The sequence below is a fragment of the Streptomyces sp. NPDC048436 genome (genome assembly GCF_043200355.1).
Lineage (GTDB): Bacteria > Actinomycetota > Actinomycetes > Streptomycetales > Streptomycetaceae > Streptomyces.
The window spans coordinates 134,867-153,242 of the sequence record NZ_JBICXP010000009.1 but is presented as its reverse complement, the minus strand read 5'-3'; the positions used below and the strand labels follow the sequence as shown (position 1 = coordinate 153,242).

General features: G+C 70.8%; 15 protein-coding genes and 1 pseudogene. 9 read left to right on the top strand and 7 right to left on the bottom strand.

Features of this window, described 5'->3' with window-relative positions:
• Window positions 1-87: 87 nt before the first annotated feature.
• The 5 genes from ACGFX9_RS28350 to ACGFX9_RS28330 all read right to left on the bottom strand — a co-directional run bounded on the left by ACGFX9_RS28350 (window position 88) and on the right by ACGFX9_RS28330 (window position 7,802).
• Window positions 88-1,035 carry an alpha/beta fold hydrolase gene (locus ACGFX9_RS28350; protein ID WP_393478108.1) on the bottom strand — a complete coding sequence of 316 codons (948 nt, stop codon included), beginning with the start codon at window positions 1,033-1,035 and terminating at the stop codon, window positions 88-90.
• Window positions 1,032-1,559: a phage holin family protein gene (locus ACGFX9_RS28345; RefSeq protein ID WP_393478103.1), complete on the bottom strand. Its 528-nt coding sequence runs from the start codon at window positions 1,557-1,559 to the stop codon at window positions 1,032-1,034. Before ACGFX9_RS28345 ends, ACGFX9_RS28350 begins: the two co-directional genes overlap by 4 nt.
• Before the next feature lie 113 nt (window positions 1,560-1,672).
• On the bottom strand, window positions 1,673-3,070 hold the full coding sequence (gene nhaA / locus ACGFX9_RS28340; protein ID WP_393478100.1) for a Na+/H+ antiporter NhaA: 1,398 nt from the start codon (window positions 3,068-3,070) through the stop codon (window positions 1,673-1,675).
• Between the two features lie 246 nt (window positions 3,071-3,316).
• Window positions 3,317-5,290 (bottom strand): acetate--CoA ligase, encoded by a 1,974-nt coding sequence (gene acs, locus ACGFX9_RS28335; protein ID WP_393478095.1) that lies wholly within the window; start codon window positions 5,288-5,290, stop codon window positions 3,317-3,319.
• 79 nt (window positions 5,291-5,369) lie between these two features.
• On the bottom strand, window positions 5,370-7,802 hold the full coding sequence (locus ACGFX9_RS28330; RefSeq protein WP_393478090.1) for a bifunctional SulP family inorganic anion transporter/carbonic anhydrase: 2,433 nt from the start codon (window positions 7,800-7,802) through the stop codon (window positions 5,370-5,372).
• A 347-nt stretch (window positions 7,803-8,149) separates the two neighbouring features.
• Here ACGFX9_RS28330 and ACGFX9_RS28325 point away from each other — a divergent pair, with 347 nt between their 5' ends.
• Window positions 8,150-9,430: a hypothetical protein gene (locus ACGFX9_RS28325; RefSeq protein WP_393478086.1), complete on the top strand. Its 1,281-nt coding sequence runs from the start codon at window positions 8,150-8,152 to the stop codon at window positions 9,428-9,430.
• Between the two features lie 15 nt (window positions 9,431-9,445).
• Here ACGFX9_RS28325 and ACGFX9_RS28320 read toward each other — a convergent pair whose 3' ends face one another.
• Complete coding sequence (locus ACGFX9_RS28320) at window positions 9,446-10,426, bottom strand: ATP-binding protein (RefSeq protein WP_393478082.1); 981 nt, start codon at window positions 10,424-10,426, stop codon at window positions 9,446-9,448.
• A gap of 101 nt (window positions 10,427-10,527) precedes the next feature.
• On the opposite strand from ACGFX9_RS28320, the gene ACGFX9_RS28315 reads away from it, so the two are divergent.
• Window positions 10,528-11,343 carry an oxidoreductase gene (locus ACGFX9_RS28315; RefSeq protein WP_393478078.1) on the top strand — a complete coding sequence of 272 codons (816 nt, stop codon included), beginning with the start codon at window positions 10,528-10,530 and terminating at the stop codon, window positions 11,341-11,343.
• 369 nt (window positions 11,344-11,712) lie between these two features.
• Here ACGFX9_RS28315 and ACGFX9_RS28310 read toward each other — a convergent pair whose 3' ends face one another.
• A complete protein-coding gene (locus ACGFX9_RS28310) occupies window positions 11,713-12,552 on the bottom strand; it encodes an HAD family hydrolase (RefSeq protein ID WP_393478073.1) in 840 nt (279 codons plus the stop codon).
• Between the two features lie 542 nt (window positions 12,553-13,094).
• Between ACGFX9_RS28310 and ssd the strand changes: the two genes are divergently transcribed.
• The 7 genes and pseudogenes from ssd to ACGFX9_RS28275 all read left to right on the top strand — a co-directional run.
• On the top strand, window positions 13,095-14,255 hold the full coding sequence (gene ssd / locus ACGFX9_RS28305) for a septum site-determining protein Ssd (protein WP_393478069.1): 1,161 nt from the start codon (window positions 13,095-13,097) through the stop codon (window positions 14,253-14,255).
• Window positions 14,252-15,427, top strand: a complete 1,176-nt coding sequence (locus ACGFX9_RS28300; protein WP_393478064.1) for a TadA family conjugal transfer-associated ATPase — start codon at window positions 14,252-14,254, stop codon at window positions 15,425-15,427. The genes ssd and ACGFX9_RS28300 overlap by 4 nt, the downstream gene beginning before the upstream one ends.
• Window positions 15,424-16,281: a type II secretion system F family protein gene (locus tag ACGFX9_RS28295; protein ID WP_393478061.1), complete on the top strand. Its 858-nt coding sequence runs from the start codon at window positions 15,424-15,426 to the stop codon at window positions 16,279-16,281. The genes ACGFX9_RS28300 and ACGFX9_RS28295 overlap by 4 nt, the downstream gene beginning before the upstream one ends.
• The gene (locus ACGFX9_RS28290; RefSeq protein WP_393478056.1) at window positions 16,278-17,060 is read left to right on the top strand and encodes a type II secretion system F family protein; all 783 of its coding nucleotides are present in this window, start codon (window positions 16,278-16,280) and stop codon (window positions 17,058-17,060) included. The genes ACGFX9_RS28295 and ACGFX9_RS28290 overlap by 4 nt, the downstream gene beginning before the upstream one ends.
• Window positions 17,061-17,182: 122 nt before the next feature.
• Window positions 17,183-17,380 carry a DUF4244 domain-containing protein gene (locus ACGFX9_RS28285; RefSeq protein WP_393478052.1) on the top strand — a complete coding sequence of 66 codons (198 nt, stop codon included), beginning with the start codon at window positions 17,183-17,185 and terminating at the stop codon, window positions 17,378-17,380.
• Window positions 17,367-17,759, top strand: coding sequence for a TadE family type IV pilus minor pilin (locus tag ACGFX9_RS28280; RefSeq protein WP_393478047.1), 393 nt, complete (start codon window positions 17,367-17,369; stop codon window positions 17,757-17,759). Before ACGFX9_RS28285 ends, ACGFX9_RS28280 begins: the two co-directional genes overlap by 14 nt.
• Window positions 17,756-18,334: pseudogene (locus tag ACGFX9_RS28275) on the top strand (Rv3654c family TadE-like protein); the annotation flags it as partial. The gene ACGFX9_RS28280 and the pseudogene ACGFX9_RS28275, both read left to right, overlap by 4 nt.
• Between the last annotated feature and the right edge of the window lie 42 nt (window positions 18,335-18,376).

Sequence of the window (18,376 nt, the reverse complement as noted above, 5' to 3'; positions counted from 1 at the left end):
CCACGGGCCCCAATTGGCCTATGCGGGAGGCAATTGGCCGTTCGAAGGACAGGTGTTCGCACGGCCCGGAATCGAGGCTCGGCAGCCCTACCGGTCCGGCTCGGGATCCTTCAGCCAGTTCACCAGCTCGGTCGAGAAGGCGACCGGGTCCTCCTCCTGCGGAAAGTGCCCGAGACCGTCGAACAGCCGCCACCGGTAAGGCGCTTCGACGTACTCACCCGAACCCGCGGCACTCCGCGTACGCATCACCGGGTCGAGCGAGCCGTGCAGATGCAGCGTGGGGACCCGCACGGGCCGCTTCATGCGCCGGTTGAACTGGATGCCGTCCGGACGCGCCATCGAACGCACCATCCAGCGGTAGGGCTCGATCGCGCAGTGCGCCGTCGACGGAATCGTCATCGCACGGCGGTACGCCTCCACCGTCTCGTCGTCCGGGAGCCGCGGCCCCGACCAGTCCCGCACCAGACGCCCCACCAGAGCCGCGTCGTCCGCGACGAGTTGACGCTCGGGCAGCCACGGCCGCTGGAAGCCCCACACGTACGAACTCGCGGCGGTCTGCTTGCGGTCCGACAGCATCGCCGAGCGCCAGCGCCGCGGATGCGGCATCGAGGAGACGGCGAGGCGGCGCACCAGCTTGGGCCGCATCACGGCCGCCGTCCACGCGAGGTATCCGCCCAGGTCGTGCCCGACGAGCGCGGCGTCCGGCTCACCGAGCGACCGCACGACGCCCGTGATGTCGAGCGCGAGGTTCGCCGGGTCGTAACCACGCGGCGTACGGTCGCTGCCGCCCACGCCCCGCAGGTCCATCGCGACCGCACGGAACCCGGCGTCGGCGAGCGCCACCATCTGGTGCCGCCAGGTCCACCAGAACTGCGGAAAGCCGTGCAGGAGCAGCACGAGCGGCCCGTCGCCCATCTCGGCGGTGTGGAAGCGCGCGCCGTTGGCGGCGACGTCCCGGTGGGTCCAGGGCCCTTCGACGCGTACGGGCGATGTCGGTTGGGCCGGAAGGGGGACAGGCTGGGCGGAGTCCGTCATGAAGACGAGCGTGCCACAGCCGCGGCCTTCCCATCGCCACGGTCGAGGGTGGCACCGGACGGGCCCACCGCGACGACGGCGGTACCCGCGGGGCTCACCGAACGCGGGTGCGGTTTGACGTTCCCCAGTACGGCGGCCGTCTCCTTGGCCGATGCGGCGGCCTTCTGCGGGCCCTTGCCCTTCTTGGCCTTCTTCGCGAAGACGACGCCGATCAGCGCGAGCACGCCCGCGACCAGCACGTTCGCCGCGAAGGAGAGCACGAAGCAGATGGCCATGTTCCAGCCGCTCCAGGTGCGGATGCCGTACGCGAGCGCGAAGCTCAGCATCGGCAGCGAGAAGATCAGCACCGTCCCTGCCGCGGCGAACGCGGAGCCGCCGATCGCACCCCGCTTGACGTCCTGCCGCAGCTGGGCCTTGGCCAGCGCGATCTCGTCGTGCACCAGCGCCGACATCTCGCTGGTCGCCGTGGAGACCAGCTGGCCGAGGCTGCGTTCGGTGCCGACGGGTCCGTCGGGTGCGCTCATCGCGTTCTCCCCTTCTCGGTAAGCCTGCTTAAGCCTGCTCACACACGTCTGTTCGGATACGTCTGTTCAGATACGACCACGCGGCTCGTTCCGCGCAGTCAAGTCTGCTCAGATCATGCCGGACCGTCGTCATCTGCGCGTGCCCCGGCCGACACTTCGGCAAGCCTGCGGTGTTCGGCTGCCTTCTTTTCATAGATCGCGGCCATCCGCAGGTGGTACTCGGGTTTGTCCTGTTCGTACACGTCGGGGATGCCGTCGAGGTCGTCGTCACGCTCCTCTTCCTCGTACAGCGCGCGGTATCGGGCGTTGCGCAGCTTGAGCAGGATCCCGGAGAGTACGGCCGCGATGAGCGAGCCCATCAGGACGGCGGCCTTGATCTCGCCGGTGAGCAGCGGGTCCTCGGTGAAGGCGAGTTCGCCGATCAGCAGCGAGACGGTGAAGCCGATGCCGGCCAGCGAGGAGACCGCGAAGACGTCGGGCCAGGCCAGTTCGTCATTGAGTTCGGCCTTGGTGAAGCGCGCGGCGAGCCAGGTGCCGCCGAAGATGCCGACCGCCTTGCCGACGACGAGACCGAACACGACACCGAGCGTCTCCGGCTTGCTGAATACGTCCCCGAGGGCGCCGCCCGACACCGCGACACCGGCGCTGAACAACGCGAACAGCGGCACGGCGAGTCCGGCGGACACAGGACGCACAAGGTGCTCGATGTGCTCACCCGGCGAGTGCTCCTCGCCCTCGCGGCGGGTGCAGCGCAGCATCAGACCCATCGCGACTCCGGCGATGGTGGCGTGGATGCCGCTGTTGTACATCAGCCCCCAGATGACCAGGGCCAGCGGAACGTAGACGTACCAGCCTCGTACGTTCTTACGGAGCAGCAGCCAGAAGACCGCGAGCCCGAGGACCGCGCCGCCGAGCGCGGCGAAGTTGAGGTCGCTGGTGAAGAAGACCGCGATGATCATGATCGCGAAGAGGTCGTCGACGACGGCGAGGGTGAGCAGGAAGGCGCGCAGCGCGGACGGCAGCGAGGTGCCGATGACCGCGAGGACCGCGAGCGCGAAGGCGATGTCCGTGGCGGTCGGCACCGCCCAGCCGTCCATGGAACCGCCGCCGACCGTGTTGACCAGGACGTATACGAGAGCGGGTACGGCCATGCCGCAGAGCGCGGCGATGACGGGCAGCGCGGCGGCCTTCGGGTCGCGCAGATCGCCCGCGACCAGCTCACGCTTGAGTTCGATCCCGGCGACGAAGAAGAAGACGGCGAGCAGTCCGTCGGCCGCCCAGTGTTCGATGGAGAGGTCGAGGCCGAGAGCGCTGGGCCCCAGGTGGAAGCCGCTCACGCTCTCGTAAGAGCCGCCGGCGGTGTTCGCCCAGATCAGCGCGGTGACGGCGGCGATGAGGAGGAGGACACCACCGACGGTCTCGGCCCGCAGCGCGTTCGCGACGAAGTTCCGCTCGGGCAGCGTGAGCCGTCCGAGAACCTTGCGGTTGTTGTGGGGTGCGGGCGCGGCCACGGGGGTCGACCTCCGGTCGGTAGGCAGGACTCATCACATGCCGACCAGACTTCCCGGCGCACCTAGGTACTTCTTGTCGCTTTTTTGTCGCTCTTTTGACGCGATCCTTAGCGTACCTAACGTGCCGCCTTGCCGACGTGCCGCCGTGCGCGGGGGCCATCCGGTGATCTTCACCTTAAGTGCAAAAGGGCCACCCGGCGCGGTGCCGGGCGGCCCTTCGGGGTTCTCCGGGAGAAGCCTGGTGACTCAGTCCTCGCTCGGCGCTGCCGGCAGCTTGGTCTGGATCAGGTCCATCACGGAGGAGTCCGTGAGCGTGGTGACGTCACCCAGCTCGCGGTTCTCGGCGACGTCCCGAAGGAGCCGCCGCATGATCTTCCCGGACCGCGTCTTGGGCAGTTCGGCCACCGGCATGACGCGCTTCGGCTTGGCGATCGGGCCCAGCGCCGTGCCCACGTGGTTCCGCAGCTCCGCCACGAGCCCCTCGTCGTCGGCGTTCGCCGTGCCCCGCAGGATCACGAACGCGACGATGGCCTGCCCGGTCGTCTCGTCCGCCGCGCCCACGACGGCCGCCTCGGCGACCGCGGGGTGCGAGACGAGCGCCGACTCGACCTCGGTGGTCGAGATGTTGTGCCCGGACACGAGCATCACGTCGTCCACCCGGCCGAGCAGCCAGATGTCGCCGTCGTCGTCCTTCTTGGCGCCGTCACCGGCGAAGTACCTGCCCTCGAAACGCGACCAGTACGTATCGATGAAGCGCTGGTCGTCGCCCCAGATGGTCCGCAGCATCGAGGGCCACGGCTCGGTGAGGACGAGGTAGCCGCCCCCGCCGTCCGGGACTTCGCGGGCCTCGTCGTCGACGACGGTCGCCGAGATGCCCGGCAGCGCGCGCTGGGCGCTTCCCGGCTTGGTCTCGGTCACGCCAGGCAGCGGCGAGATCATCATCGCGCCGGTCTCGGTCTGCCACCAGGTGTCCACGATGGGGCACTTGTCGGCGCCGATGTTCTTCCGGTACCACATCCACGCCTCGGGGTTGATCGGCTCACCGACCGAGCCGAGGACCCGCAGGCTGCTGAGGTCGAACTTCGCGGGGATGTCGTCGCCCCACTTCATGAACGTACGAATCGCGGTGGGCGCCGTGTAGAGGATCGTCACGCCGTACTTCTGGACGATCTCCCAGAAGCGCCCCTGGTGCGGGGTGTCGGGCGTGCCCTCGTACATGACCTGCGTCGCGCCGTTCGCCAGCGGGCCGTACGTGATGTACGAGTGCCCGGTGACCCAGCCGATGTCGGCCGTGCACCAGTAGACATCGGTCTCCGGCTTGAGGTCAAAGACGGCGTGGTGGGTGTAGGCCGCCTGCGTGAGATAACCGCCGGAGGTGTGCAGGATGCCCTTCGGCTTACCCGTCGTACCCGACGTGTAGAGGATGAAGAGCGGGTTCTCCGCGTCGAACGCCTCGGGCGTGTGTTCGGCGGACTGGCGCTCGGTGAGCTCGTGCCACCACACGTCGCGGCCCTCGGTCCAGGCCACGTCCTGGCCGGTGCGGCGTACGACGAGGACATGCTCGACGGAGCTGTCCTCGCGCGCCACGGCGTCGTCGACGGCGGGCTTGAGGGCGGCGGGCTTGCCCCTGCGGTAGCCGCCGTCGGAGGTGATGACGACCTTGGCGTCGGCGTCCTTCACGCGCTTGGCGATGGCGTCGGCGGAGAAGCCGCCGAAGACCACAGAGTGCGCGGCGCCGATGCGGGCACAGGCCAGCATCGACACCACGGCCTCGGGGATCATCGGCAGATAGACGGCGACGCGGTCGCCCTGCCGGACGCCGAGTTCGGTCAGCGCGTTGGCCGCCCGGCTGACCTCGTCCTTGAGTTCGGCGTAGGTGATGGCCCGGCTGTCGCCGGGCTCACCCTCGAAGTGGATCGCCACGCGGTCGCCGTTGCCCGCCTCGACGTGGCGGTCGACGCAGTTGTACGCGACGTTGAGCTTGCCGTCCGCGAACCACTTCGCGAACGGCGGGTTCGACCAGTCGAGCGTCTCGGTCGGTTCGGTGGCCCAGGTCAGGCGGCGGGCCTGCTCGGCCCAGAAGCCGAGCCTGTCAGCCTTGGCCTGTTCATACGCCTCCGCGGTGACGTTGGCGTTGGCCGCCAGGTCGGCCGGCGGCGCGAACCTTCGCTCTTCTTTAAGAAGGTTGGCCAGGCTTTCGTTGCTCACGACATCTCCCATTCCCAGGGTGTCCGTTGTGTCCAAAGCCTCAGCTCATCAGACGCGAACCCCTGGTGACAAGAGCCTGCCGAAAATTGGTTTAGACCTTTACTCGCGTGGGTGGTTCTTCACGAGGGAGATCCTTGGCCGGTGACGCCTTGCCCAGGGACCTCCTGGCCGGGGACTTATCGCGAGACTTCTCGCGCGGCGAGCCTTCGTGCGGCGACGGCGTCACCTGGTCGAAGACCTCGTCCGGGCTGTCGGTGAGCAGATAGGCCTGGGCCTCGCCGACATGGAAGTACATGCCGTGCAGTTCGAGGTCGCCCTCGGCCATGCGCCGCGCCACCGCCTCATGGCCGCGCAGGTGCTCCAACTGCTGCACCACATTGGTCAGGCAGAGCTGCTCGACGGTGTCGGCCGGCGCACGGCCCGCGAGCCGTGCCCACTCGTCCTTGTGCGCCGCCAGCCGCTCAAGGCTCGGCATCCCGTGCCGCAGCCACCGCCGCAGGGGAGTCTGGGCGCCCCCGGGCGGGGTGTTGAGCAGCGCCTGCATCGCCCCGCATCCGGAGTGCCCGCAGACGGTGATGGACCGCACCTTCAGTACGTCCACGGCGTACTCGATCGCCGCGGCCACCGAGTCGTCCCCGCTCTCGGCGCCCGGCAGCGGCACCAGATTGCCGACATTGCGTACGACGAAGAGGTCACCGGGACCGCTCGACGTGATCATCGACGTGACGAGCCGGGAGTCGGCGCAGGTCAGGAAGAGCTGCGAGGGCTGCTGCCCCTCGCGCGCAAGGCGGGCCAGCTCACCGCGCACATGCGGCGCCGTGTTCCGCTGGAACGCGCTGATTCCGCTGGCCAGTTGATGCGCACTGGGACGCGGCTCGCCCCTGGGGGCCTCTTGGGGCCGGTCGCAGTGGTGGTTGCGCCAGGCCGTCCAGGGCCGGCAGCACGAGTGCGACGCGCTCGCGGGCTCGGCGATCCGGGTCCCCGCGCGACCGGTGACCTCGACGGTGCCGCCCTGCGCGGTGTGGGCGTCCTGCCAGCACTGCAGTGCTTCGTACGCCGCGTGGTCCATGAAGGAACCGTCCAGCTCCACGATCGTGGAAGCGCCGTGCGGAACGAGGTGCAGCGCTCTGCTGAGTCGGGGCACGGCGAGGAACGTCAACTGGCCACGCACGCGCACGTGGTGGACGCCGTCCGCCTCGGTGTGCGTGATCCGCGTACGCGCCAGGCGGTGCATCGCGACGGCCACGGCGACGGCGACGCCGAGTGTCACGCCTTCGAGGACGCCGAAGCAGACGACGCCGAGTGTGGTGACGCCGTAGACGAGGATCTCGCGGTGGCGGGTGATGGTGCGGATGTGGTTCAGGCTCACCATCTGGATGCCCACCGCCATGACCAGGGCGGCGAGCGCGGCGAGCGGGATCAGCTCGAGCAGGGGGACCATGAGGAGGGCGGCCGCTACTACCCAAACGCCGTGCAGCATCGCGGAGTTCCGGCTGACGGCTCCGGCTCGCACATTGGCCACGGAACGCACCGCGACCCCGGCGACGGGGAGCCCGCCCAGGATCCCGGACACGGTGTTGGCGGCACCCTGGCCCAGCAGTTCGCGGTTGAGGTCGGAGCGGACGCCGCCGGTGTTCGGGCCGCGCCGCCCGGCGGCGAGCTTGTCCACGGCGACGGCGCCGAGCAGGGACTGCACGCTGCAGACGAGCGTGACGGTGAGGACGGCGGCGACGAGCCCGAGCACGGGTCCTTCGGGCATGCCCACCAGCGCGTGACTGCGCCACGACGGCAGGTCGACCTTGGCCACGCTCAGCCCGGCGAGGGAGGCGACAGCCGTCGCAGCGGCCACGGAGACGAGGGCGGCGGGGACGACACGGACGGCTCTGCCCACGCGGCCGGGGATCCGTGGCCAGAGCAGCAGGACCGCCAGCGTCAGCGCGCTGATGGACACCGCGCCCGGCTGTAGTGCGGCCAACTGGGCGGGCAGCGCGCCGAGGTTGTCGAGCACGGCGCTCTGCGGTGTGCCGCCGAGCACGATGTGCAGCTGGGCGACGGCGATCGCGATGCCGATGCCGGCCAGCATGCCGTGGACGACGGCGGGGCTGACGGCGAGTGCCGAGCGGGCCACGCGCAGGCATCCGAGGCCGAGTTGGGAGATTCCGGCGAGGACGGTGATGGCGCAGGTGGTCCGCCAGCCGTACTGGTGGATGAGGTCGGCGGTGACGACCGTGAGCCCTGCGGCGGGGCCGCTGACCTGGAGCGGTGAGCCCCCGATCCATCCGGCGACCAGGCCGCCGACGGCGGCGGCGACGAGGCCCGCCTGGAGCGGGGCTCCGGTGGCGAGCGCGATGCCCAGGGACAGCGGCAGGGCGATCAGGAATACGGCGATGGACGCGGACAGATCCGCGCCCGCGATGCGGAAGTTCCGGAACTTGCGGAACTTGCCGGGCGGCGGGGCGTGGGGCTCGTGGTCGCGTGATGCGTGGGCCGAGTCGGTGGCGTGGGTGGGGGCGCAAGCAGACATGTCTTCCCGTCTCCTCCGGGGCAGCGCGGTCGCGGGACTAGGGGTCCTCCGGCGGTCTCCGGAGGTCGGGTCGCGGCCGTGGGTCACGGCGTGCAGCGGCGGGATCTCTCAACTCTCGGTAAACGGATCGTAATGGAGAGTAAAGATGCCGTACAGACAAACACGGCAAATGGGTCATTAGATCACTCTCAAGAGTGATTAAAACTATTCGTCGGCTTGTCGTACATAACGCCCCGTGCCTCCGTGCGACGTTGGCGGCGCTGCCGGGCATTTCGGTGCAATCCGCCTTGAAATGCCCGGCGGCCTGCCGACTCCAAGCCGACGTGAAGGAAGAAGGTGGGCGGAAGATGGCCGCCACCCAGAGGATCCAGCGGATCGCCGCGGGCATCACCGCCCTCGTGGCATGCGTCGCGGGACTGGCCGGTTGCGCGACCGGCGACTCCGGCACCAAGGAAGGCGCGCACGGCGCCAAGAAGGCATCTCCCGCGCCGGCTCCCAAGAGCGCGGTCCGCATGATCGGCGACGGCTCCACGGCCTTCACCGGCCGTCAGCCGCACCTGCCCAGACCCGCACGACTGAGACCCGGCCAGAAGCCGCCGCAGTTCGTGGTCTTCTCCTGGGACGGAGCCGGCGAGGACAGTCAGAAGCTCTTCTCGCACTTCCGCAAGGTGGCCAAGCGGAACGACGCCACGATGACGTACTTCCTCAGCGGCGTGTACATGCTCCCCGAGTCGAAGCGAAAGCTCTACGACCCGCCGCAGCACCTGGCGGGCAGCTCGGACATCGGCTTCAACGACCGCAAGGGAATCAAGGACACCGTGGAGCAGCTCCGCGGTGCCTGGCTCGAAGGCAACGAGGTGGGCACCCACTTCAACGGCCACTTCTGCGGCACCAGTGGTGGCGTGGGGCAGTGGTCGGTCAAGGAGTGGAAGAGCGAGATCGAGCAGGCCAAGTCCTTTGTGAAGGCCTGGAAGACGAACACGGGCACGAAGAAGGCGCAGCCGCTGCCCTTCGACTACGACAAGGAACTCATCGGCGCCCGCACCCCCTGCCTCGAAGGACAGAAGAACTTCATGCGGGCGGCCCGCGAGCTGGGCTTCCGCTACGACACCAGCGGCGTCAACAACCAGGTCTGGCCCAAGAAGAAGCAAGGCCTCTGGGACCTGTCGATGCAGCTTGTCCCGGTCCCGGGCCGCAAGTTCGAGACGCTCACCATGGACTACAACTTCATGGTGAACCAGTCGGGTACGACGTCCCAGGGTGACCCGGACAAGCACGAGTACTGGGGCGACCAGATGCGCGACGGCCTGTTGCAGGGCTTCGACCGTGCCTACAAGGGCAACCGCGCCCCGCTGATCATCGGCAACCACTTCGAGTCCTGGAACGGCGGCACGTACATGCGTGCCATCGAGGAGACGATCGAGTCGGTCTGCACCAAGCGGGAGGTGCGCTGCGTCTCCTTCCGCCAGCTCGCCGACTGGCTCGACGCCCAGGACCCGCAGACCGTGGAGCGCCTCACCAAGCTCAGGGTCGGCAAGGCCCCGAAGGAGGGCTGGGCGTCCTACCTCTCCGCCCAGCCCGCACCGGCCCCCAAGGGCGTCCCGGGCGCCCCGGCAGCCAAGCCGTAGCACCCCGGGGGATGTTCAGGCCGTGGCGACGGCCCGCTCACCGAGTACGAAGTCGGGGTCGACCTGCGCAGCCAGGTCGGCACCCGTCCTCTCGTTGCCCCAGCTCTGCGCGTTCTTCAGGTGGAAGTGGACCATCTGGCGCGTGTAGCGGTCCCAGTCCCTGCGCTCGTACGAGGCGTCCGCGGCGGCCTGAAGCGCGTGCAGGGAGCGGCGGTTGTCCTCCTCCAGGAGTTCGAACCGGGGCGGGCGGCCCTTCTCCATGGCGCGCACCCAGTCCGAGTGCCCGACCGTCACCAGGAGGTCGTCGCCCACCTGCTCACGCAGGAAGCCGATGTCGTCCTGGCCCTGCACCTTGTTGCCGACGACCTTGAGGTCGACGCCGAAGTCCCGTGCGTAGTCCTTGTACTGGCGATAGACGGAGACCCCCTTCCGGGTCGGCTCGGCCACCAGGAACGTCATGTCGAAGCGGGTGAACATGCCGGACGCGAAGGAGTCCGAACCGGCGGTCATGTCGACGACCGCGTACTCGTCGCGTCCGTCGACCAGGTGGTTCAGGAACAGCTCCACCGCACCCGTCTTGGAGTGGTAGCAGGCGACACCGAGGTCGGCTTCGGTGAACGGCCCTGTGACCATCAAACGCACGGCCGCGCCGTCGAGTTCCACCGGCCGAGCGCACGCGTCGTACACGGGATTGTCCTCGCGCACCCGCAGGATCCGCGAGCCCTCGCCGGGCGGCGTCGTCTTGATCATCGTGTCGGCGGAGGCGATCCGCGGATTGGAGCCCCGCAGATAGTCCTTGATGAGGGGGAGACGCGCGCCCATGGCGGGCAGCTCGGCGGCGACCTTCTCGTCGAGACCGAGAGCGGGGCCCAGGTGCTGGTTGATGTCGGCGTCCACCGCGAGGACCGGCGCACCGGTGGCGGCGAGGTGTCGGATGAAGAGCGAGGACAGCGTGGTCTTGCCGCTGCCGCCCTTCCCTACGAAAGCGATCTTCATGTTCACCAAGGGTAGTCGGTCAATTACCTGGGGTATCCACTTCGCGTGAAGAAGACCACTCCTTCGTAGGAGCGGCGTCGGGGTTGCGTAGGGTCGTACTCATGAGTACGACAGCCGATCCGCTCGCGGCCCTTGGCGCCCTGCCCGGCGTGGCCGACTCCGTGGACTCCATGCGCAAGGCCGTGGACCGGGTCTACGGTCACCGGATCATGCGGCGCCGCAGCAACGAGGTCACCTCCGAGGCGGCGCTGCGCGGCGCGCGCGGCTCGGCGGCGCTCACCGGCGCCGACTGGGCCCTCGAAGAGGTGCGCCGACGCAGCGATTTCAGCGGCGACGACGAGGCCCGCACGGTCGGCGCGGCCCTGCGGCTGACCGCGGAGGCCGGTCAACTCCTGTCCATCTGGCGGCAGTCACCGCTCCGGGTCCTGGCCCGCCTGCATCTGGTCGCCGCCGCGGAGGCCGACGAGGCGGCGGGTCGGCCGCGCCTCGCGGGCGAGCCCGTCGACGAGCCACTGGTCGAGCTGGCTCTGCCGGACTCGTACGAGGTGGCAGGCCGGCTGGAAGGCCTTTCGCAGCTGATCATCGCCGGCGGCTCGGCCCCCGCTCTGGTGACGGCGGCCGTGGTCCACGGCGAGCTGCTGAGCCTGCGCCCGTTCGGCTCGCGCAACGGTCTGGTCGCACGGGCGGCCGAGCGCATCGTCCTGGTGGGCAGCGGACTCGACCCGAAGTCCATCTGCCCGGCCGAGGCGGGGCACGCGGAACAGGGGCGGGCGGCGTACGTGGCGGCGCTCGACGGCTACGCGTCCGGTACGCCGGAGGGGATGGCCGCCTGGATCGCCCACTGTGGGCGTGCGGTCGAACTGGGGGTCAGGGAGTCGACCGCGGTCTGCGAGGCGCTGCAGCGCGGCGCGGCGTGACCTGCTGCCTGTAAGGCGTGGCGTGCCTGTGAGGCTTCTCTAAAGAAGGTCCTCAACTTTAAAGAAGGCCCTGAACAGGGTTGCGGCGGTACGAGAACTCGTACCGCCGCTGGCATGTTCACCGTGTTACCAAGCGTCCTCGAAAGTTGCCCATCAGGTCGGGAACTTGGCCCGTGGCCTGGTGCGGCTGGCCCGTAATCGACGGGTCGACGTCGCGTGGGTGCTCGGTGTTCATGCTTCGGTCCGTGGGGCCTTGTTGCGTTCTAAGGTGATCCTCTCGGATGTCCTTGGTCTCGCGGGCCGTTGACTCCTTTGTACTCCTGTCCTGAGGTAAGCGGAAGTGGTGGCGCTACTTCTTTACTTTTAGGTTCAAATAAGGGCGAATCGGGCGCGTGTTGTCCGGCGGCGACTCGCGAACCACACAAGCCCCGCCGTGGCCGCCGCCGCGCCCACCGCCGCGACGGCGACGAGCGCGGGGCGCGACGGTGCCGGGCGCCGCTGCTTGAGCCTGACCGGGCGGTGGAAGTCGAGAATCGGCCACCCGCGCGCGAGAGCCTCGCGGCGCAGCGTGCGATCGGGGTTGACCGCGTGCGGATGCCCGACGGACTCGAGCATGGGGAGATCGGTCGCCGAGTCGCTGTAGGCGTAGCAGCGGTCGAGGTCGTACCCCTCGGACTGCGCGAGTTCCTTGATCGCCGTCGCCTTGGTGGGGCCGTAGGCGTAGTACTCCACCTCTCCGGTGAAGCAGCCGTCGTCGCCGACGACCATCCGGGTCGCCACCACCCGGTCCGCGCCCAGGAGTTCGCCGATCGGCTCGACGACCTCGGCACCCGAGGTGGAGACGATGACGACGTCACGTCCGGCGGTGTGGTGCTCCTCGATGAGGGACGCGGCCTCGTCGTAGATGATCGGGTCGATCAGGTCGTGCAGCGTCTCGGCGACGATCTCCTTGACCTGCTGTACGTTCCATCCGCGGCAGAGCGCGGAGAGGTACTTGCGCATCCCCTCCATCTGGTCGTGGTCGGCTCCGCCGGCGAGGAAGACGAACTGTGCATATGCGGTTCGGAGTACCGCCCTGCGGTTGATCAGGCCGCCTTGGTAGAACGACTTGCTGAACGTGAGAGTGCTCGACTTCGCAATGACCGTCTTGTCCAGGTCAAAGAAGGCAGCTGTGCGAGGCAAGGAGTGGTTTTCCACGAGGCCGAGCATAGGCGCCCACCATTCGGCGTAAGGTGAGGCGCGTGGGTTTGCCTGAGAAGGCTCTCGGGTACACCATGGAAGTCACGGATCGTTCGCGACCGTGCTAACCCGGTCTGGCTCCTCCCCCCCCGAGTCGGACCGTGGGGACGACCCCCGCTCTCCCCCCCGGCGGGGGTCGTCGCATGTCCGGATGGGTTTTCCGGGCCTCTTCCGCTCCTTATCCGATCGCCTGGCGCCGTCTGACGGCCGCTGCGGCGATCTTTTTGCGTGCCCATGATTCGTCACTGTGTGTAGTGGTTGGGCTGCTCTGTGGAAGCCCGCCGGATGCCGACCGGATGTCGATCGGATGTCACCGGTATGGGTGGCGGGGATATTCACAGCTCCCGCGTTGTCCACAGTTATTGACCAAGATCCACACGTTATCCGGCAACGCTGCACGCTGATTCCGCTCGTTCTGCACGCGAAGTTCATGGCCGGATTGCTTTGGCCCGCTCATCGCCGATGTGGAACGCGGCATTCACAGTGCTTGCGGTGAGAGGGGGCTGGAGATCGTGGCTGGAGTGATTACACGCGACATGCCGTCGTCGTCCGATGGACGGCAGGGCGGACCGCTGATCGTCACGGAAGATGTGGACCTGCTGGACGACCTGCTGCGGCTGTGCGCCGCGGCGGGCGCGCGGCCCGAGGTGCGCCACGGCGTACCGGAGCGCGGGGGCGGCTGGGACGCGGCGCCGCTGGTGCTGGTCGGGGACGACGCGGTGGGCCGGGTGCGGGGGGCAACGCGCAGGCGCGGCGTCGTGCTGGTCGGGCGGGACCAGGATGATTCCGGGGTCTGGCGGCGTGCGGTGGAGATCGGTGCCGATCATGTGCTGGTCCTGCCCGACGGCGAGCGCTGGCTGGTGGACCGGATCGCCGATGTCGCCGAGGGCGTGGGGCGGCCCGCGCTCACCGTGGGGGTGATCGGCGGAAGCGGTGGGGCCGGTGCCTCGACCCTGGCGTGCGCGCTTGCCGTCACGGCGGCCCGTGCGGGGCGGCGCACCATGCTCGTGGACGCCGACCCGCTCGGCGGCGGCCTTGACGTCCTGCTCGGTGGCGAGGCGGCCGACGGGCTCCGCTGGCCCGCCTTCGCGCAGTCCAGGGGCCGGGTAGGCGGGGGCGCGCTTGAGGAGTCGCTGCCCGAGCTGCATGCCCTGCGGGTCCTGAGCTGGGACCGGGGAGACGTCGTGGTCGTTCCGCCCGAGGCCATGCGCGCGGTGATCGCCGCGGCCCGCCGCAGGGGCGGAGTGGTGGTCGTGGATCTGCCGCGCCGGGTGGACGAAGGAGTGGCCGAGGCGCTGGCCCAGGTGGATCTGGGGCTCTTGGTGGTGCCGCCGGAGCTGCGCGCGGTGGCGGGGGCACGGCGGGTCGCGTCGGCGGTCGGGATGGTGCTGCGGGATCTACGGGTGGTGGTCGGCGGGGGAGGCGCCGGGCGCGCCGGTGCCGGCGGACTCGACGGCCTCGGGAGCCTCGACGGCCTGGGCGGGTTCGACGCGGAGGAGGTCGCGCGGCTCCTGGACCTTCCACTCGTCGGTGAGCTGCCCCGGGAGGCGGGGCTGCTGGCGGCACAGGCAGGCGGGATGCCACCCGGGGGCGCCGTGAAGGGGCCGCTGGCGCGGTTCTGTACGGCCTTCTGGGAGCGGGTTCCGGTCGACGCCACCGGGGGCGGCTCATGAGCGCCGTCGTCGGGGCCAGGATGCTGGACGGGGTGCGCCAGTGGCTCGCGGAGAACGGCACGGAGCCGACCCCGGCCCGCGTCGCCGAGGCGCTGCGGGCACAGGGCAGGGTGCTCGGCGACGCGGAAGTCCTCGGGGCGGCCGAACAGCTGCGCTGCGAGCTGGTGGGCGCAGGGCCCCTGGAGGCCTTGCTCGCCGACGACTCCGTGACCGACGTGCTGGTGTCCGCGCCCGACCGGGTCTGGGTCGACCGGGGCGGGGGCCTTGAGCTGACCGCCGTGTCCTTCGCGGACGCGGCGGCGGTGCGGCGCCTCGCACAGCGGCTGGCGGCCGTGGCGGGACGGCGGCTCGATGACGCAAGGCCCTGGGTGGACGCACGGCTTCCGGACGGGACCCGCCTCCACGCGGTGCTGCCCCCGGTCGCCGTCGGGTCGACCTGCCTCTCCTTGCGGGTCGTACGACCCCGGGCCTTCACCCTGGCCGAACTGGTCGCGGCGGGGACGGTACCGCCGGGCGGCGACCGGGTGCTGCGGGCCCTGCTCGACGCCCGGCTCTCGTACTTGATCAGCGGCGGCACCGGTACGGGCAAGACGACACTGCTGAGCGCGCTGCTCGGCCTCGTCGGACCGGGCGAGCGGATCGTGCTCGCCGAGGACTCGGCGGAGCTGCGCCCGGACCACCCCCATGTGGTGCGCCTTGAGGCCAGGCCCGCCAACCAGGAGGGAGCCGGTCAGGTCGGCCTTGACGACCTCGTGCGGCAGGCGCTGCGGATGCGGCCCGACCGGCTGGTCGTGGGCGAGGTCCGGGGCGCGGAGGTGGTCCATCTCCTGGCCGCCCTCAATACGGGGCATGAGGGAGGTTCTGGCACGGTCCACGCCAATGCCGCGGGGGACGTCCCGGCCCGCCTTGAGGCGCTGGGGACGGCGGCGGGCCTCGACCGGGCGGCGCTGCACAGCCAGTTGGCGGCAGCGCTGTCCGTGGTGCTCCATCTCGTACGAGACCGGGCCGGGCGGCGGCGGATCGCCGAGGTGCATGTCCTGGAGCGGGACCCCTCGGGCCTTGTGGTGACGGTTCCGGCGCTGCGGTGGGGCGAGAAGGAGTTCCTCCGGGAGCGCGGATGGGAGCGGCTGAGTTCGCTTCTCGAGGGTGCCTGCCGGGGTGGTGCGGGATGAGCGCGGTGATGGCGGCGGCCTGCGCGGGAGGCGCGGCTTGGCTGATGACTGGGAGGGAGCGGGGTTCACGGCGTGCGCGCGAGGTGCTCGGGGGCTGTGGCGAGGCCGTGTCGGAGGATCCGGTGTGGCGGCGGGTGACGGCCGCGGTCGGCGGGCGGATGCGGCACGAATGGTGGGCCCTCGCGGGCGGTGCGGCACTCGCGCTGCTCGGGGATTCCGTGGTGCCGCTGGTGCTCGGAGCGGCCGGGGTGCCGCTGATACGGCGCGTACGGAGGGGCAGGAGTGCGCGGCTCGCGGAGGAGCGGCGGTCCTGCGCGGTGATCGCGATGTGCGGGGCGCTCGCGGGGGAGGTGCGGGCGGGGCGGCAGCCGGGGGAGGCGTTGCGGGCCGCGGTGGGAGACGCCGGGCCCGAGGGCGGGGCTTGGCTCGGTGGGGCGCGGGCCGGGGTTCTGGCGGCGGCGCGGTTCGGCGGGGATGTGCCCGGGGCGCTTGAGGAGGCTGCCAAGGAACCCGGGGCGCGGGGGCTGCTGGGGCTTGCGGCGTGCTGGCGGGTGGCGGTGGACCGCGGGGCGGGGCTCGCGGCGGGGCTTGAGCGGCTGGAGGGCGCACTGCGGGCGGAACGGGACCAACGGGCGGACCTGAGGGCTCAGTTGGCGGGGGCTAGATCGACGGCGGTGATGCTCGCGGGCCTGCCGGTGCTCGGACTGCTCATGGGCAGCGCGCTCGGGGCGGCACCGCTGCGGGTGCTGCTGCATACGGGAGCGGGGCTCGGCTGCCTGGCGGTGGGCGGGGCGTTGGAGGGCGCCGGAGTGTGGTGGGCGCTGCGGATCGTACGAGGGGCGGAGGAGCGATGAGCGTGGTTGTCCACAAGCTGGGGGTGGCCGTGTGGGGTGTGGCGGCCGGGCTGTGGCTGGTGTCGGCGGCCCTTGCGGCGCGGCGGGAACGGGCGGTGCGGTGGCGTGCGGGAGCCGTACTGGGGGTGCGGGAACGGCCGTCAGGGGGAGCGGCCAGGCGGTGGTTCTGGCGGCGGGACGCGGTGCGGGGGTGGGCGGTGGCGGCCGGGGCGGTGAGCGCCGGGTGGGTGCTGGTGGGCGGGGTCGCCGGGTGCCTGGTGGGGCTGGGCGCTGGATATGGGACGTGGCGTTGGTGGCGGGGGCGGGGCGTTGGTGTCGCGGAGTTCGATGCCGCGGAGGCCGCTCGGCAACTTCCCTTGGCCGCTGACCTGTTGGCCGCCTGCGTCGCGGCGGGGGCGGGGCCTGTCGTGGCCGCGCAGGCCGTGGGCGAGGCGTTGAAGGGGCCGGTCGGCGAGCGCCTGGCGCAGGGGGCCGCGGAGGTGCGTCTCGGCGGTGAACCAGTCGACGCCTGGCGGGGTTTGGGCGCGATACCGGGCGCGGGGGCGCTGGCCCGCCTCCTTGAGCGGGCGGGGGACTCCGGGGCTCCGGCGGCGGAACCGGTGGCGCGTCTCGCCGCGGACTGCCGTGCGGAACGGGGGCGTGCGGCGACGGCTGCGGCACGCCGGGCAGGCGTACTGATGACGGCGCCGGTGGGCCTGTTCTTCCTGCCCGCGTTCATCGCGGTGGGCGTGCTGCCCGTGGTGATCGGCCTGGCGGGTGGCTTGTTGAGCGGCATCTGAGCTGCGCCTGAGCGGCATCTGAGTGGACGGACGGCGGCTGGGCGAGTGCCCGGCTGCCTGGACCTTGAACAGACGGAAATGACACGGGGGTTGAGATGCGGGGACAGCTGTGTACGGGAGCCATGCGGCGCCTGGCGCGTGCGGTGAGCGTCAAGAAGAGCGCGGGGCGCGGGGACGCGGGGATGGTTACTTCGGAGTACGCGATGGGGCTGATCGCGGCGGTGGGGTTCGCCGGACTGCTCTACAAGGTGGTGACGAGCGGGCAGGTCAGGGCGGCCTTGCAGGCGGTCGTGGAGAAGGCGCTCGATGTCCAGTTCTGAGAGGGCCGGTGGCGGTCGGGGCCGCCGCGGGGACCAAGGGTTCGTGACGGCGGAGGCGGCCGTGGTGCTGCCCACGCTGGTGCTCTTCACGATGGCGCTGGTCTGGGCGCTGCTGACCGCGTCCGCGCAGATCCAGTGCGTGGACGCGGCCCGGGCCGGGGCCCGCGCGATGGCCCGCCAGGACCCCGAGAGCGCGGCCGTGGCGGCGGCGCGGCAGGCGGCGCCGCGTGGCGCGTCGGTGGCCGTGCGGAGGGACGGGGAGCTGGTGCGGGTGGAGGTCGCGGCGGACTCGCCGGGGCCAGGAGCGCTTGGGCTCGGGCTGCGGGTGCGGTCGGAGGCGGTGGCGTTGGCGGAGCAGACGGTGGGGGTGGGGGCGTGAAGGGTTCTGACGCTGGGGGCAGCCAGGTTCGGCGTCCTTGGCACTCACGGTGGGGTACTGCGGCCCTCTCGGGCCGCGCCCCTGCGGCTGCTTGGGGCAGGGGCGCCACCGCCACCGCATCTGCTTCGGCCACGGGCGCCACCGCGTCTGCTTCGGCCACGGGCGCCACCGCGTCTGCTTCGAGACGTGACTCGGTGGCCGCTTCGGGCCGTGAGCCCGCGGCTTCATCGGACCGTGGCGCCGCCGCTTCGGGCCGTGGCCCCGCAGCCGCCTCGGACCGGGGTGCCGCCACCGTGTGGGTCGTCGTCGTGATGGCCGTGCTCTGCGTGGTCTGTGGTGCGGTCCTCGCGATGGGGCAGGTGATCGTCGCCCGTCATCGGGCGGGCGGCGCGGCCGACTTGGCGGCGCTCGCGGCTGCGGACCACTGGATGGAGGGGAGTTCCGGGGCGTGTGACGGTGCCACGCGGGTGGCCGAGGCGCAGGGGGCGCGCGTCGTGCGGTGCGCGGTGCAGGGCGAGATTTCCGACGTCACCGCCGCGGCGGACTTCGGGCCGTTCGTGACGGAGGTCAGATCCCGGGCGGGTCCCGCGGGGCCGGTCGCTCCGGCGCCGGACGCG